The sequence below is a fragment of the Streptomyces cinereospinus genome (assembly GCF_042430725.1).
Taxonomy (GTDB): domain Bacteria; phylum Actinomycetota; class Actinomycetes; order Streptomycetales; family Streptomycetaceae; genus Streptomyces; species Streptomyces cinereospinus.
The window spans coordinates 16,334-30,592 of the sequence record NZ_JBHMCY010000005.1; the positions used below are offsets into that span (position 1 = coordinate 16,334).

Below are 14,259 nucleotides of genomic sequence, written 5' to 3' on the forward strand. Positions count from 1 at the left end.
CCGGGCGGGTGCGGGGCGGGGTCACTTCCGAGCGGATGTCCCGGGTGGAGCCGCGTCCGGGCGGGGGCCCGGGTAAGGATGCTTCCGGCGGGTACCGCTCGCTACGGCTACGGCTACGGCTACGGCTACGGCCACGGCCACCGCGCCGCAGCCCCGCGCCCGCTATTGTCCGCGCCGAGGGCACCGGGCGGAGTGAGCAGGGCCTCGGTGCGGTGGGCGAGGGCCCGGTTCCTCCAGTGATTTGCTTCTGTGCGCGTCCTTGACGTAACGTTGCATTCACCGACGCGGGGTGGAGCAGCTCGGTAGCTCGCTGGGCTCATAACCCAGAGGTCGCAGGTTCAAATCCTGTCCCCGCTACTGAAGGCCGAGGGCCGGAATCCAGTCACTGGATTCCGGCCCTCGGCTTGTGTGCGGTTCGGGTTCGGGTGCCGCCCGGCAACGGACGAAGCCCCCGGCGACCTCACCTGTCGGTGCCGGGGGCTTTCGGGAGCGCGGGAGAGTCAGATCACGCCGACGCGCAGTTCGGGCACACCCCGCGGTACGTCATCTCGACGTCCGAGACCGTGAAGCCGAAGCGCTCCGAGTCGGGGAGGTCGGCCAGCGGGTTGCCCGTCGGGTGGACGTCGCGGATCGCGCCGCACTGGGCGCAGACCAGGTGGTGGTGCGGGCGGTGCGCGTTCGGGTCGTACCGCTTGGCGCGCTTGTCGGTGCTGACCTCCAGCACCTCGCCGAGGGAGACCAGCTCACCCAGGGTGTTGTAGACGGTCGCCCGGGAGATCTCGGGCAGCTTGGCGACCGCACGGGCGTGCACCTCGTCGGCCGTCAGGTGGACGTGGTCGCCGTCGAGGACCTCGGCCACCACACGCCGCTGCGCGGTCATCCGCCATCCGCGTCCGCGCAGCCGTTCCAGAAGGTCACTCATGAGGGCCAGCCTATCAGCAAGGGGAACAAAGTCCGAACAGGTGTGAGTTTGGAAGGTGCCTTGACTTAGACAAAGTCTATTGTAGGATCGAGTGCGGCTCTGGCCACGGGACAGGAGTCCGGCCGAGGAGCAGCATCAGTAGGGACTGACGCAGGAGGCGCACGTGACCCAGGGACCGCTCACGACGGAGGCCGGTGCTCCGGTCGCCGACAACCAGCACAGCGAGACCGCGGGCGTCGGTGGCCCGGTCCTCGTTCAGGACCAGCTCCTGCTGGAGAAGCTGGCCCACTTCAACCGCGAGCGCATCCCGGAGCGTGTCGTGCACGCCCGTGGCGCGGGCGCCTACGGCACCTTCACGGTGACCGCCGACGTGACGCCGTACACGAGGGCCAGGTTCCTCTCCGGGATCGGCAAGCAGACCGAGGTCTTCCTGCGGTTCTCGACGGTGGCCGGCAATCTGGGCGCGGCGGACGCCGTCCGCGACCCGCGCGGCTTCGCGCTGAAGTTCTACACCGAGGAGGGCAACTACGACCTCGTCGGCAACAACACCCCGGTGTTCTTCATCAAGGACGCCATCAAGTTCCCCGACTTCATCCACACCCAGAAGCGCGACCCGTACACCGGCTCGACCGAGGCGGACAACGTCTGGGACTTCTGGAGCCTGTCCCCCGAGTCCACCCACCAGGTGACCTGGCTCTTCGGCGACCGCGGCATCCCCGCCTCGTACCGCCACATGGACGGCTTCGGTTCGCACACCTTCCAGTGGAACAACGAGGCCGGCGAGGCCTTCTGGGTCAAGTACCACTTCAAGACCGACCAGGGGATCAAGAATCTCACCGCCGGGGAGGCGGAGGCCCTCGCGGGCAAGGACCCCGACTCGCACCAGCGCGACCTGCGTGAGGCGATCGAGCGGGGCGAGTACCCGACCTGGACCGTGGGCGTGCAGATCATGCCGGTGGCCGAGGCGGCGGCCTACCGCTTCAACCCGTTCGACCTGACCAAGGTGTGGCCGCACGCGGACTACCCGGTCGTGGAGATCGGCAAGCTGGAGCTCAACCGCAACCCGCGGAACATCTTCGCCGAGGTCGAGCAGTCGGTGTTCTCGCCCGCGCACTTCGTGCCCGGCATCGGCCCGTCCCCGGACAAGATGCTGCAGGGCCGCCTCTTCGCGTACGGCGACGCGCACCGCTACCGGGTCGGCGTCAACGCCGACCACCTGCCGGTGAACCGTCCGCACGCCACCGAGGCGCGTACCAACTCCCGCGACGGCTTCCTCTACGACGGCCGCCACGGCGGTGCGAAGAACTACGAGCCGAACAGCTTCGGCGGCCCGTTCCAGACGAACCGCCCGCTGTGGCAGCCGGTGCCCGTCACCGGCGGCACGGGCAACCACGAGGCTCCGGTGCACGCCGAGGACAACGACTTCGTCCAGGCGGGCAACCTCTACCGGCTGATGGCGGAGGAGGAGAAGGAGCGCCTGGTCGGCAACCTGGCGGGTTCCCTCTCCCAGGTCTCGCGCGCGGACATCGTCGAGCGCGCGGTCGGCAACTTCCGCCAGGCGGACCCGGACTTCGGCAAGCGGCTGGAGGCCGCGGTCCAGGCCCTGCGCGGCTGACACACCCCAGCATGGGACCGCTTGCCGAGCGGACGGGCCGGATCTCCCCCTGCGGGGGGCCGGCCCGTCCGTGTGTTCCCGGGCGGGTGCGGACCCCGTGTCTCAGGCCGGCACCCGCTGTCGTGCGGGCACCCGGCAGCGGAGGGTGTCGCGGACCGAGACGATGCCGGCGGGCTCGCCGCCGTCAGCACGACGAGGCGCCGGAGGCCGCCGTGCCTCATGGCGGGGCCGACGGTGAGGACGACCGTGCCCCTGGCGTCACGTACGAGCACGGATGGAGCCGCCTCCCGGAGTGTCTCCCCACCGGGTCTTCCGCTCGTGCGCTTGTCCGGTAGTGCGGCCTGCGTGGCCTGCGTGGCCTGTGAGGCTTGTTCGCCGTTTCGCAAGATCACAAACGGGGGCGTCCTCAGGGTGCCAGGTGTAGCGGGGGTCAACAAGCAGGCGTTCAGTAACGCTGGTTGAGGTAGCCGAGCAGTTCGTCGTGGAGCAGGCCGTTGGACGCGGCCGCGTTGCCGCTGTGCGGGCCGGGGCGGCCGTCGAGGCCGGTGAAGGCGCCGCCGGCCTCCGTGACGATGATGGCGTTCGCGGCCATGTCCCAGAGCGACAGCTCGGGCTCCGCGCACAGGTCGACCGAGCCCTCGGCGACCATCATGTACGGCCAGAAGTCGCCGTACGCGCGCGTGCGCCACACCTCGCGGCCGAGGTCCAGGAAGCCGTTGAGCCGGCCCTGCTCCTCCCAGCCGGACAGGGAGGAGTACGCGAAGGAGGCGTCCGACAGCTCGGCGACGCGGGAGACGTGCAGCCGGCTCGCGGAGGTGAGGCTGCGGCCGCTGAAGGCGCCGTGGCCCTTCGCGGCCCACCAGCGGCGCCCCAGGGCGGGGGCGGAGACGACGCCGACGACGGGCTCGTAGCCGCCTTCCGCCGCCTCCATCAGGGAGATCAGGGTCGCCCACACGGGTACGCCGCGCACGTAGTTCTTGGTGCCGTCGATGGGGTCGACGACCCAGCGGCGCGGACCGGTTCCCTCGATGCCGTACTCCTCGCCGAGGACCGCGTCCCGCGGGCGGGCGCGCTGGAGGTGGCCCCGGATGAGTTCCTCGGCGGCCCGGTCGGCCTCGGAGACGGGCGTCATGTCGGGCTTGGTCTCGACCTTCAGGTCGAGAGCCTTGAAGCGGTCCGTCGTCGCGGCGTCGGCGGCGTCCGCGAGGACGTGGGCCAGGCGCAGGTCGTCGAGATAGTCGGGCATGTGAGGAACCGTATCGGCCGTGGTCGGTACGGGGCCACCGGGGGCGCCGGTGGCGCGGTGCGCGAGGCGGAACCGGGTGGGGTGGAAGCGCGCCAGGAGGCCTCGCACATACCTCCGCCCGCGCCGCTGACCGTGTGCGCCCGCGTTCCCGTCCTGTGCCGCTGACCGTGTGCGCCCGCGTTCCCGTCCTGTGCCGTTGACCGTGTGCGCCCGCGATCCCGTTCCGCGCCCCTCACCGTGCGCCCCCGCATCCCGGCCCCCGCCCCTCACCGGGCACATCCGCGTCTCCGCCCGCCCCCTCACCGGGCGCGCCCGGTGACCGGCCCGCCCTCGTCGCGGGGTCGCGCCCGCGCCCCCGCCGTCCCTTCTTACGGTGGCGCACCCGCACCCGCCCCCGGCGCCCCGACGAGCCGCCCCCCCCGCATGCGCCCGGACGCACTGCGCGCACCCTTGACAGTGCTCTCGGAGCCGTCAAACCTGGGCGCAAAGTCCGTCCCCCAGGGAGGCGACGATGCCTGCTGCCCGGGAGTCCCTGCTGGACGCCGCCTTCGCGGCGCTCGCGCGGCGGCCGTGGGCCGCGGTGCGGATGGTGGAGGTGGCCGCGGCGGCGGGGGTCTCCCGGCAGACGCTCTACAACGAGTTCGGCAGCAAGGAAGGGCTGGCCCGGGCCCTGGTGCGCCGGGAGGCCGACGGCTACCTCGCCGGCGTCGACCGGGCGCTCACCGTGCCCGGCGACCCGCACGACCCCCGCGAACGGCTGCTGGCGACCGCCGAGTGGATCACCGTGGCCGCCCGGGACAACGCGCTGGTGCGCGCCATGCTCACCGGCTGCTGGAGCGAGCGCCTGCCCTCGCCCACGCTGTCGCCGGTGCCGTCCTCCTCCGCCGTCCCCGCGCAGCGCCGCGCCGACGGCCCGCTGCCCTCGCCCGGCGACTTCGTGGCCCTGGTCCGCGACCGGGCCGTCGCGGTGCTGGCCCAACCCGGCACGTCCCTGGCGGACACCGCCGACCTGACCCGCTCCTGCGAACTGGCCGTCCGACTCGCGCTGTCCTGCGTCGCGGCCCCCGCCGAGCGCGGCGTCACCGACCTGGTGCGCGGCGCCCTGGACCCGCAGCCGGCGTGAGCCCGCGGACGCCTCGGCGGGCTCAGTGCGCGGAGCCGGACAGCTGGAGTCCGATGACGCCGATGATGACCAGGCTGATCGAGACGATCTTCAGCGTGGAGACGACGTCACCGAGGAAGACCATGCCGTAGATGGCGGTGCCGGCCGCGCCGATGCCGGTCCACACCGCGTACGCCGGACCCACGTCGAGCTTCTTCAGGGACAGCGTCAGCAGACCGAAGCTGCCGAGCGCGAAGACGCAGAACGCGAGGGTCGGCCAGAGCCTGGTGAAGCCGTGCGACAGCTTCAGACAGACGGCGAAGCCGGTTTCGAGCAACCCGGCCACGATGACCAGCAGCCACGCCATGTGCTGTCCTCCCCGTTTCTCCACGAACCGTGCCGCTTGTCAGGCGCTTGTCAGGATGGGGTCCGGCTGTCGCGATTATGCCCTTACCGAACCCGCCGGGAGGCAAACCCCGCAAGAGGACGACGCGGCGCCAGAGGGCCTCAGCCCCCTTAGTCCCCTTCCGTCCGCTCCCGCGTCGCCAGCAGCCGCCGCAGCGAGTACAGCCGCGCGGAGCCGGCGTGCCCGCCGGCCACCCACGCGTCGAGCGCGCAGTCCGGCTCGTCGTGGCCGCACGCGCGCGGACACCCCTCCGTGCCCGGCTCCAGGTCGGGGAAGGCGTGGATGACCCGGGACGGGTCGATGTGCGCGAGCCCGAACGACCGTACGCCCGGCGTGTCGATCACCCAGCCGTCCGTGCCGGTCAGCGGCAGGGCCAGCGCGGAGGTGGTGGTGTGCCGGCCGCGTCCGGTCACCGCGTTGACATGTCCCGTCAGCCGCCGCCGGTCCTCCGGCACCAGCGCGTTGACCAGCGTCGTCTTGCCGACGCCGGAGTGGCCGACGAACGCCGTGACCTTGCCGTCCAGCTGCTCGAACACCCGCTCCGCCGCCGCGCCGGTCTCCAGCTCCTCGCGGCTGGTGACGACGTACGGGATGTCCAGGTCGCCGTAGAGCTCCAGCAGCTTGCCGGGCGGGGCGAGGTCCGACTTGGTCAGCACCAGCAGCGGGTCCAGGCCGCCGTCGTACGCCGCCACCAGGCAGCGGTCGATCAGGCGCGGGCGCGGCTCGGGGTCGGCGAGGGCGGTGACGACGGCGAGCTGGTCGGCGTTGGCGACGACCACGCGCTCGTACGGGTCGTCGTCGTCGGCGGTGCGGCGCAGCACCGAGGTGCGCTCCGCGATCCGCACGATCCGCGCGAGCGTGTCCTTCCCGCCGGACAGGTCGCCGACCAGGGCCACCCGGTCGCCGACCACGGCGGCCTTGCGGCCCAGTTCGCGTGCCTTCATGGCCGTGACCACGCGGTCCTCGACCAGGCAGGTCAGGCGGCCCCGGTCGACGGTGAGGACCATGCCCTCGGCGGCGTCCTCGTGTTTGGGCCGGATGTGCGTCCGCGGCCGGTTGCCCTTGCGGTTGGGGCGGGAGCGGATGTCGTCCTCGTCGGTGTGCTTGCCGTAGCGGCGCATGGCGTGATCCCTACGACCCGAGCATCCCGGTCCACAGCTCGGGGAAGTCCGGCAGGGTCTTCGCCGTCGTGGCCACGTTCTCGATGCGCACGTCCTTGACCGCCAGTCCGATGACGGCGCCCGCGGTGGCCATGCGATGGTCCTCGTACGTGTGGAAGACCCCGCCGTGCAGCGGGCGCGGGCGGATGTGCAGGCCGTCGGCGGTCTCGGTGACGTCACCGCCGAGTTCGTTGATCTCCTTGGTGAGCGCGGCCAGGCGGTCCGTCTCGTGCAGCCGCAGATGGGCCACGCCGCGCAGCGTGGAGGGGGAGTCGGCGAGGGCGGCCGCCGCGGCGATGCCGGGGGTCAGCTCGCCGACGTCGCCGAGGTCCACGTCGATGCCGTGGATCGCACCCGATCCGGTGAACACCAGACCCTGGTCGGTCAGTGCGCAGGAACCGCCCATTTCGGTGAAGATCTCCCGCAGCCGGTCGCCGGGCTGGGTGGTGCGGGACGGCCAGTCCGGGATCAGCACCTTGCCGCCGGTGACCAGGGCCGCCGCCAGGAACGGCTGGGCGTTGGACAGGTCCGGCTCGATGGTCAGGTCCCGGCCGAGCAGGGCGCCCGGCGTGACCCGCCAGACGTTGGGCTCGCCGCCCGACTCGGGGGTGTCGACCTGCGCGCCGACCGCGCGCAGCATGTCGACGGTCATCCGGATGTGCGGCACGGACGGCAGCGTGGCGCCGGTGTGCCGGACCTCCACGCCCTGGTTGAAGCGCGGTCCGGACAGCAGCAGGGCGCTGACGAACTGGGACGACGACGAGGCGTCGACCTCGACCGGGCCGCCGTCCAGCGCGCCTCCGCCGTGCACGGTCAGCGGCAGCGCGCCGCGGCCGTCGTCGTCGATCCGGGCACCGAGCACGCGCAGGGCGTCGATGACGCCGTTCAGGGGACGCTCGTACGACCTGGGGTCGCCGTCGAAGCGGACCGGGCCGTCGGCGAGCGCGGCGACCGGCGGCAGGAAGCGCATCACGGTGCCGGCGTTGCCGACGTCGACCGTGGCCGGGCCGCGCAGGCCCGCCGGGAGCACGCGCCACGCCTCGCCGGTGCCGTCCGGGCCCACGCCCTCCTCGATGCCGACGCCCATCGCCCGCAGCGCACCGGCCATCAGCAGGGTGTCCCGGGAGCGCAGCGGGCGGCGCAGCCAGCCGGGCTCGGAGGCGAGGGCGGCGAGCACCAGGGCGCGGTTGGTGACCGACTTGGACCCGGGCACGTGGACCGTCGCGTCGACGGCTCCGTGCGCGTGCGGGGCGGGCCAGAGGGCGGGGTCTGCAAGGTTCTGCGCCATGGGCCCCACTCTAGTGGGCGGCGGTGGTTCGGGTGCGGGTGCGTTGTGGCTGGTCGGGCAGTCAGCGGTGCGCCGTCGCGGGACGCTCACACCTCCAGCAGCCAGCGCCCCCCGCCGATCAGCGAGCTCAGCGACACCGCGTGGAACAGGAACAGCCACACCCCCGCCGGCGCGTGCGTCAGCCGGGCCAGCTGGTCCGCGTCCGAGTCGCCCGCCCCGCCCCGGCGCCGCTTCGCCTGGAGCTCGAACGCCGGGCGTACCCCGCCGAGCAGCAGGAACCACACCACCAGGTACGCGAACACCGCCTGCACCTGGGGCCCGGCCAGCCAGGAGACCAGCAGGAACGCGCCGCCGGCCAGGAAGACGGTCAGCACGCCGTACGCGTTGCGGATCATCACCAGCATGGCCAGCAGCAGGGCCGTCGCCACCCACAGCAGCAGCGTGATGTGCCCGGTGGCGAGCAGCGCGGCGCCGCCCAGGCCCAGCAGCGGGGGAGCGGTGTAGCCGGCGGCCGCGGTGAGGATCATGCCGATGCCGTACGGCTTGCCCCGGCTGACCGTGAGGCCGCTGGTGTCGGAGTGCAGGCGTATGCCGGTCAGGGTGCGGCCGGTGAGCAGCGCGATCAGGCCGTGGCCGCCCTCGTGGGCGATGGTGACGGCGTTGCGGGCGAGGCGCCACAGCCCGTGCGGGACGACCACGGCGAGGGCGGCGGCCAGGGTGGCGAGGACGACCCACAGGTCGGGGTCGGGCTGCGTGCCGACGAGTTCGTCCCACAGAGTCGTGGCTGTCGTGCTGTCCATGTTTCCGGGGCGCTCCCTGTGCTCGTCGGAAAGGGCCGGCGCGGGGCGCCGTGTCGAGGGGTGGTGGTCGGGCGACGGGTGGGCCTGGCAGTGTGGCACGTATGTGCGGACGGTATGCAGCGAGTCGTAGGCCCGAGGATCTCGCAGGAATCTTTGAGATCGAGAAGTGGGAGCCCGAGGAGACCCTGGAGCCCGACTTCAACGTGGCGCCCACCAAGGAGGTCTACGCGGTCCTGGACCGTCCTGTGAAGGACGCCGGCGACCCGCGGCCGGTTCGGCAGCTGCGCAGGCTCCGGTGGGGACTCGTCCCGTCCTGGGCCAGGACGCCCGAGGGCGGCGCCCGGATGATCAACGCCCGGGCCGAGACCGTCCACGAGAAGCCCGCCTACCGCCGGGCCTTCGCCGCCCGGCGCTGCATCCTGCCCGCCGACGGCTACTACGAGTGGGTCACCGGCAGGCAGGAGCGGGACCTGGAGGTGGAGGGCAAGAAGAAGCGGCCGCGCAAGCAGCCGTACTTCGTGCTGCCGGCCGACGGCTCGGTCTTCGCGATGGCCGGGCTGTACGAGTTCTGGCGGGACCGGACGCTGCCCGACGACCACCCGCAGGCCTGGTGGGTCACCTGCTCGGTCCTCACCACCGAGGCCGAGAGCGGCCCGCTGGCGGTGGCGCCCGCCGAGGGCCCGTACGCGCTCGCCGACATCCACCCCCGGATGCCGCTGATGCTCACCCCCGACCGCTGGGACGCCTGGCTCGACCCGTCCCGCACCGACCCCGACGACCTGCGCGAACTGCTCGCCCCGCCGCCGGCCGGCCTGATGCGCGCCTACCCGGTGACCACCGCCGTCTCCAACGTCCGCAACAACGGCCCGGAGCTGCTGAAGGAGCTGGAGGGGCCGGTGGAGGGCACACTCTTCTGACGTGAGCCGAGACGTGCTGATGTGCCTGATGTGCCAGAGGTGTCTGGGGTGTCTGAGGTGTCTCAACGTTTCCGAGGTGGTGTCTGAGGTGTCTGAAGGCTTCCGAGGTGGTGTCTGAGGTGTCTGAGGTTTCGAAGGTGACCGACGTGACAGGTGCGACCTCCTCGACCGCAGAGACGGTCGAGACCGAGGCGGGCACCGCCCGCGTCACCTGGCACCGGGCGGACCGGCCCAGGCTGGTCCTGGCCCTCGGCCATGGCGCCGGCGGCGGCATCGAGGCCCGCGACCTCGTGGCGCTCGCGGACGTCCTGCCCCGGCACGGCGTCACCGTCGCCCGGGTGGAACAGCCCTGGCGCGTCGCCGGGAAGAAGGTGACACCGGCGCCCAGGACGCTGGACGCCGGCTGGCGCGGGATCTGGCCCGCGCTGGCCGCACCGGGGCTCCCGGTGGTCTCGGGCGGGCGCAGCGCGGGCGCCCGGGTGGCCTGCCGTACGGCGGCCGAGCTGGGCGCGGCGGCCGTCCTCGCCCTCGGCTTCCCGCTGCACCCGCCGGGGAAGCCGGAGAAGTCCCGCGCGGGGGAGCTGCTCGGCGCGGGGGTGCCCGCCCTGGTCGTCCAGGGGGGAAACGACCCGTTCGGGAAGCCGGAGGAGTTCCCGGACGGACCGTACGAGCTGGTCGAGGTGGCCTGTGCCGATCATGGCTTCGCCGTGCCGAAACGGGCGGCGACCGGCCGCCGGGAAGCTGTCGCGATCATCACGGACGCGGTGGTGAGGTGGACCGCGACCCTGGGGTGACGTTCCGGGAATGCGGGGGCCGCGGGCGCTGTTGAGGCGGACGTATGTGCTGATGACCAGCACCGACGCCGTAGGAGAGGAAGTCCGCCGCATGGGTTCGACCTTCTGCCCGGGCCGCAGCAGCCGTACTGACCTGGACTGGACGGTGCTGCACGCGGCCACGACCGCCCCTGTTCGGGCGGCGGCGGGCATGGATCGTCGTCTATCCTCCGATTCTGGTGGGACCGGGTTCGGTCCTGCCCGGATTGCTGAGGAGGTGGGTCCGGTCACCGGTAACGACGCAGGGACCGACAACGGCCAGGCGGAGCTGCCCGAGGGCCGGGGCAACGGCGCGGAGTCGACCGCGGAGCGCAGCGCGCGCTTCGAACGGGACGCGCTCGAATTCCTCGACCAGATGTACTCGGCCGCGCTGCGCATGACGCGCAATCCGGCCGATGCCGAGGACCTGGTGCAGGAGACGTACGCCAAGGCGTACGCGTCCTTCCACCAGTTCCGCGAGGGCACCAACCTCAAGGCGTGGCTGTATCGGATCCTCACCAACACCTTCATCAACTCGTACCGCAAGAAGCAGCGCGAACCCCAGCGCAGCGCGGCCGAGGAGATCGAGGACTGGCAGCTCGCCCGCGCCGAGTCGCACATGTCGACCGGTCTGCGCTCCGCGGAGTCGCAGGCGCTCGACCACCTGCCCGACTCGGACGTGAAGGAGGCGCTGCAGGCGATCCCCGAGGAGTTCCGCATCGCCGTCTATCTGGCGGACGTCGAGGGCTTTGCCTACAAGGAGATCGCGGACATCATGGGGACACCCATCGGTACGGTGATGTCCCGGCTGCACCGGGGCCGCCGTCAACTGCGCGGCATGCTCGAGGACTACGCCCGTGAGCGCGGGCTGGTCCCGGCCGGCGCCGGAGAGTCGAACGAAGCGAAAGGCTCGGGCTCATGAGCTGCGGAGAGCCGCACGAGACGGACTGCAGTGAGGTCCTCGACCATCTGTACGAGTTCCTCGACAGTGAGATGCCGGACCTCGACCGTGCGAAGTTCCAGCAGCACTTCGAGGAGTGCTCGCCGTGCCTGGAGAAGTACGGCCTGGAGCAGGCCGTGAAGAAGCTGGTCAAGCGGTGCTGCGGCCATGACGACGTGCCGACCGACCTGCGGGCGAAGGTGATGGGGCGGATCGACCTGATCCGCTCCGGGCAGACCGTGCCCGAACACGACGTGACGGCCACCGCCCAGGAGTCCTGACGCGGTCCCGTTCGTCCCGCGCATCCCTCGCGCGTTCCGGGCGCGAGGCACTCTTCACCCGAACGCGTCAATCGGCCGACCATCGGCCCGCACTCCCTGCCCGCCGCCCTAGGCTCCGGAGCCTGGACAGGCACGGGACGGGCGGAGGGCGTCGTTCATGGAAGCGGTTCCGGCACGGGCACGCGCGTACGTGGCCTGTGTCGTCCTCGGCGCGCTGGCGTGCCTGCTGCCGCCGCCGGCGCCCCGGACGCCCTGGTGGGCGATGACGCTGCTCGCCGTCCTCTACGCCGGCGGCGAGTGGCTCGCCCGCAGGCGGTTCCCCGGCACCTTCTACCCCGTCCTGCTCGCCGGGGTGTTCCTGCTGCCCCCGCCCGCCGCCGCGCTGGTCGCGCTGCCGGGTGCGCTGCTGTCACCGGCCGGGCGGCGCCCGGCCCGGCTGCGCCGGATCTGGCGGGCGGCCGAGCTGGTGATCGCCGTGTGGGCGGCCGGGCGGGCGTTTCGGGCGCTGGGCGGGCGGGACGCCGTGGCGGCCTGCGACGTCCCGCACGCGCTCGGGCCGGCGGCGGGCGCGGTGGTGGTCTTCTGCGCGGTGTTGACCGTGCTCGACGGCGGGATCCTCGTGGCCGCCGAGCGGCGGCCGGCCCGGCGGGCCTGGCGCGGCCTGTTCCTGCGGTCGCTGGCGCCGGTCGGCGTGCACGGGCTCGCCGGACTGATGATGGCGGTGCTCTGGCGCAGCCCGTACGGGCCCGTGGCCGCGCTGCTCGTGCTGCTGCCGATGGGCGTGTCCTGGTGGGCGTTCGCCCAGTACCACCGGGAGCGCGGCGCCCATCAGGCGACCATCCGGGCGCTGGTGCAGGCCGTCGACATCAAGGACGGATACACGCGCGGGCACAGCGAACGGGTCGGGCAGGCCTCGATGATGATCGCGCGCGAGCTGGGCATGGACGACGAGCGGGTCGAGGTGCTGCGCTTCGCCGGGATCCTGCACGACGTGGGGAAGCTCGGGGTGCCCACGCGGCTGCTGCGCAAGGACGGGCCGCTGACGCCCGAGGAGCGGCGGGTGATCGAACTGCACCCGGAGTACGGGCACGAGATGGTGCGGGGGATCTCCTTCCTCGGCGAGGCCCGGGCCGCCGTGCTCCACCATCACGAGCGGCTGGACGGCAGCGGGTATCCGTACGGGCTGGTGGGGCGGCAGATCCCCGAGCCGGCGCGGGTGGTCGCGGTGGCCGACGCGTTCGACGCGATGACGTCCACCCGGTCCTACAGCAGGGCCCGGCCGGTTCCGGTGGCCCTGGAGGAGCTGGAGCGGTGCGCCGGGCGGCAGTTCGACCCGGTCATGGTCGCCGCCCTGGTGCGGGCGGTACGGCGCGCCGGGTGGGACCCCGTGGTCACCGCCGACGGCGTGCGCCCCCCGCGGGTTCCCCGGCCCGTCACCGGGCGGACGGGAGCGGACCGTTGAGACGCGGCCGGGCCCTGCGCCTGATCCACGGCTCCGCCGCGCTCCTCGCCCTGGTCTGTCTCGGCACCACCCTGCGGACCGGCGTCGAGCAGCGCGGCACCGCGCTCGCCTTCGGGGCGCTCGTCGCCCTCGGCGAGCTCTCCCGCTGGACCGGACCCCGGGGCGGACAGGCCGCGCCGCTCGGGGCCGCCGGGGCGCTGGCGTACGCCCTGCTCGGGGAGGACGCCGGGCGGGCCACCACCCACGGGGCCGCCCAGGTGGTGAGCGTGGTGCTGGCCGCCTCGCTCGCCGGATGCGTGCCGCACGTCGCGCGGGGGCGCGGCCCGGCCGTCGACCACCTGGCCCGGCGGGTGCTCACCGTCGGGTTCGCCGCCGTGTGCTTCCAGCCCCTGTTCAACCGCGGCACGTTCGCGGACTGGAGCGGCCCCGCCTACGCGCTGCTGCTCGTCGCGCTGCTCGCGCTCACCGCGCTGTGCGACGCCGTACTCGCCGCCGCGCTGGCGCACTCGCGCACCGGCTGGCCGTTCGGGCCGCTGCTGCGGGACGCGTTGCGGTGTGTGATCGGGATCGGGTCGGCGGTGTGCGCGACCGGCGCGGTGATCGCCCTGGCGGTCGCGGTCGTCGGGCTGTGGGCGCTGCCCGTGTTCTGCCTGCCGCTGCTGCTCGCGCAGGTGTCCCTGCGCCGGTACGCCGCCGTGCGCAGGACGTACCGGCAGACCATCGCCTCGCTCGCCCGGGCCACCGAGGTCGCCGGGTACACCCCGGCCGGGCACGCGCGCCGGGTCGCCGAGCTCAGCCGGGCCGTCGGGCGGGACCTCGGGCTGAGCGAGCCGGAGCTCACCGTGCTGGAGTACGCGGCGCTGATGCACGACATCGGCCAGCTCAGCCTGGTCGACCCGGTCCCGGCCGGCGCCACGGCCGGGCTGCCCGGCGCCGAACAGCGGCGTATCGCGCTGCTGGGCGGGGCGGTCGTGCGGCAGACCGGGGTGGACGCCGAGGTCGCCGTGGTGGTGGAGCGGCAGGCGGATCCGTACCCTGAGCAGCCACCGGCCGCGCGGATCGTGCGGGCGGTGAACGCTTACGAGGAGAAGGTGCGCGACGCGGGCCCCGGCGGCCCCCTGCGCGCACTGGAGGAGCTGCGGCTGGGGACCGCGGGGGACTACGCTCCCGAGGTCGTGGAGGCGCTGGCCCGGGTGCTGTCGAGAGAGGGTCTGACCTTGCCCTCGGCTGGGTAACCCATGGGTAATGAGCGCCCCTCCAGCCGCACGTGGTTGGATGCGAAGGAGAGGGTGTCCGGGGGCACAGGCC

General features: G+C 73.0%; 14 protein-coding genes and 1 tRNA gene. 9 read left to right on the plus strand and 6 right to left on the minus strand.

Annotation, left to right across the window (positions count from 1 at the left end; all coding sequences use genetic code 11):
- Window positions 1-283: 283 nt before the first annotated feature.
- Window positions 284-357, plus strand: a tRNA-Met gene (locus ACFF45_RS03600).
- A 148-nt stretch (window positions 358-505) separates the two neighbouring features.
- On the opposite strand, the gene ACFF45_RS03605 is transcribed toward ACFF45_RS03600, so the two are convergent.
- Complete coding sequence (locus ACFF45_RS03605) at window positions 506-922, minus strand: Fur family transcriptional regulator (protein ID WP_381341739.1); 417 nt, start codon at window positions 920-922, stop codon at window positions 506-508.
- A 163-nt stretch (window positions 923-1,085) separates the two neighbouring features.
- Between ACFF45_RS03605 and ACFF45_RS03610 the strand changes: the two genes are divergently transcribed.
- Window positions 1,086-2,537 (plus strand): catalase, encoded by a 1,452-nt coding sequence (locus tag ACFF45_RS03610; protein WP_381341742.1) that lies wholly within the window; start codon window positions 1,086-1,088, stop codon window positions 2,535-2,537.
- A gap of 445 nt (window positions 2,538-2,982) precedes the next feature.
- On the opposite strand, the gene hisN is transcribed toward ACFF45_RS03610, so the two are convergent.
- Window positions 2,983-3,783 (minus strand): histidinol-phosphatase, encoded by an 801-nt coding sequence (gene hisN / locus ACFF45_RS03615; RefSeq protein WP_381341744.1) that lies wholly within the window; start codon window positions 3,781-3,783, stop codon window positions 2,983-2,985.
- Between the two features lie 511 nt (window positions 3,784-4,294).
- On the opposite strand from hisN, the gene ACFF45_RS03620 reads away from it, so the two are divergent.
- Window positions 4,295-4,906, plus strand: coding sequence for a TetR/AcrR family transcriptional regulator (locus tag ACFF45_RS03620; protein ID WP_381341746.1), 612 nt, complete (start codon window positions 4,295-4,297; stop codon window positions 4,904-4,906).
- Window positions 4,907-4,928: 22 nt separating this feature from the next.
- Here ACFF45_RS03620 and ACFF45_RS03625 read toward each other — a convergent pair whose 3' ends face one another.
- The 4 genes from ACFF45_RS03625 to ACFF45_RS03640 form a co-directional block, all read right to left on the minus strand.
- Window positions 4,929-5,252 (minus strand): DMT family transporter, encoded by a 324-nt coding sequence (locus ACFF45_RS03625; RefSeq protein WP_381341749.1) that lies wholly within the window; start codon window positions 5,250-5,252, stop codon window positions 4,929-4,931.
- A gap of 149 nt (window positions 5,253-5,401) precedes the next feature.
- The gene (gene rsgA, locus ACFF45_RS03630) at window positions 5,402-6,412 is read right to left on the minus strand and encodes a ribosome small subunit-dependent GTPase A (protein WP_381341753.1); all 1,011 of its coding nucleotides are present in this window, start codon (window positions 6,410-6,412) and stop codon (window positions 5,402-5,404) included.
- Between the two features lie 10 nt (window positions 6,413-6,422).
- Entirely contained in the window at window positions 6,423-7,739 is a 1,317-nt protein-coding gene (aroA, locus tag ACFF45_RS03635) for a 3-phosphoshikimate 1-carboxyvinyltransferase (RefSeq protein ID WP_381341756.1), read from the minus strand.
- A gap of 86 nt (window positions 7,740-7,825) precedes the next feature.
- Complete coding sequence (locus ACFF45_RS03640) at window positions 7,826-8,539, minus strand: M50 family metallopeptidase (protein WP_381341759.1); 714 nt, start codon at window positions 8,537-8,539, stop codon at window positions 7,826-7,828.
- Between the two features lie 101 nt (window positions 8,540-8,640).
- Between ACFF45_RS03640 and ACFF45_RS03645 the strand changes: the two genes are divergently transcribed.
- From ACFF45_RS03645 to ACFF45_RS03670, 6 genes are all read left to right on the plus strand, one after another.
- Window positions 8,641-9,456 carry an SOS response-associated peptidase gene (locus tag ACFF45_RS03645; protein WP_381341762.1) on the plus strand — a complete coding sequence of 272 codons (816 nt, stop codon included), beginning with the start codon at window positions 8,641-8,643 and terminating at the stop codon, window positions 9,454-9,456.
- Window positions 9,457-9,602: 146 nt separating this feature from the next.
- On the plus strand, window positions 9,603-10,250 hold the full coding sequence (locus tag ACFF45_RS03650; RefSeq protein WP_381341764.1) for an alpha/beta hydrolase family protein: 648 nt from the start codon (window positions 9,603-9,605) through the stop codon (window positions 10,248-10,250).
- A 256-nt stretch (window positions 10,251-10,506) separates the two neighbouring features.
- Window positions 10,507-11,190 (plus strand): RNA polymerase sigma factor SigR, encoded by a 684-nt coding sequence (gene sigR / locus ACFF45_RS03655; RefSeq protein ID WP_381342054.1) that lies wholly within the window; start codon window positions 10,507-10,509, stop codon window positions 11,188-11,190.
- On the plus strand, window positions 11,187-11,489 hold the full coding sequence (gene rsrA / locus ACFF45_RS03660) for a mycothiol system anti-sigma-R factor (protein ID WP_381341766.1): 303 nt from the start codon (window positions 11,187-11,189) through the stop codon (window positions 11,487-11,489). Before sigR ends, rsrA begins: the two co-directional genes overlap by 4 nt.
- A gap of 157 nt (window positions 11,490-11,646) precedes the next feature.
- A complete protein-coding gene (locus ACFF45_RS03665; protein WP_381341768.1) occupies window positions 11,647-12,951 on the plus strand; it encodes an HD-GYP domain-containing protein in 1,305 nt (434 codons plus the stop codon).
- Entirely contained in the window at window positions 12,948-14,186 is a 1,239-nt protein-coding gene (locus ACFF45_RS03670) for an HD-GYP domain-containing protein (protein ID WP_381341770.1), read from the plus strand. Before ACFF45_RS03665 ends, ACFF45_RS03670 begins: the two co-directional genes overlap by 4 nt.
- Window positions 14,187-14,259: the final 73 nt, after the last annotated feature.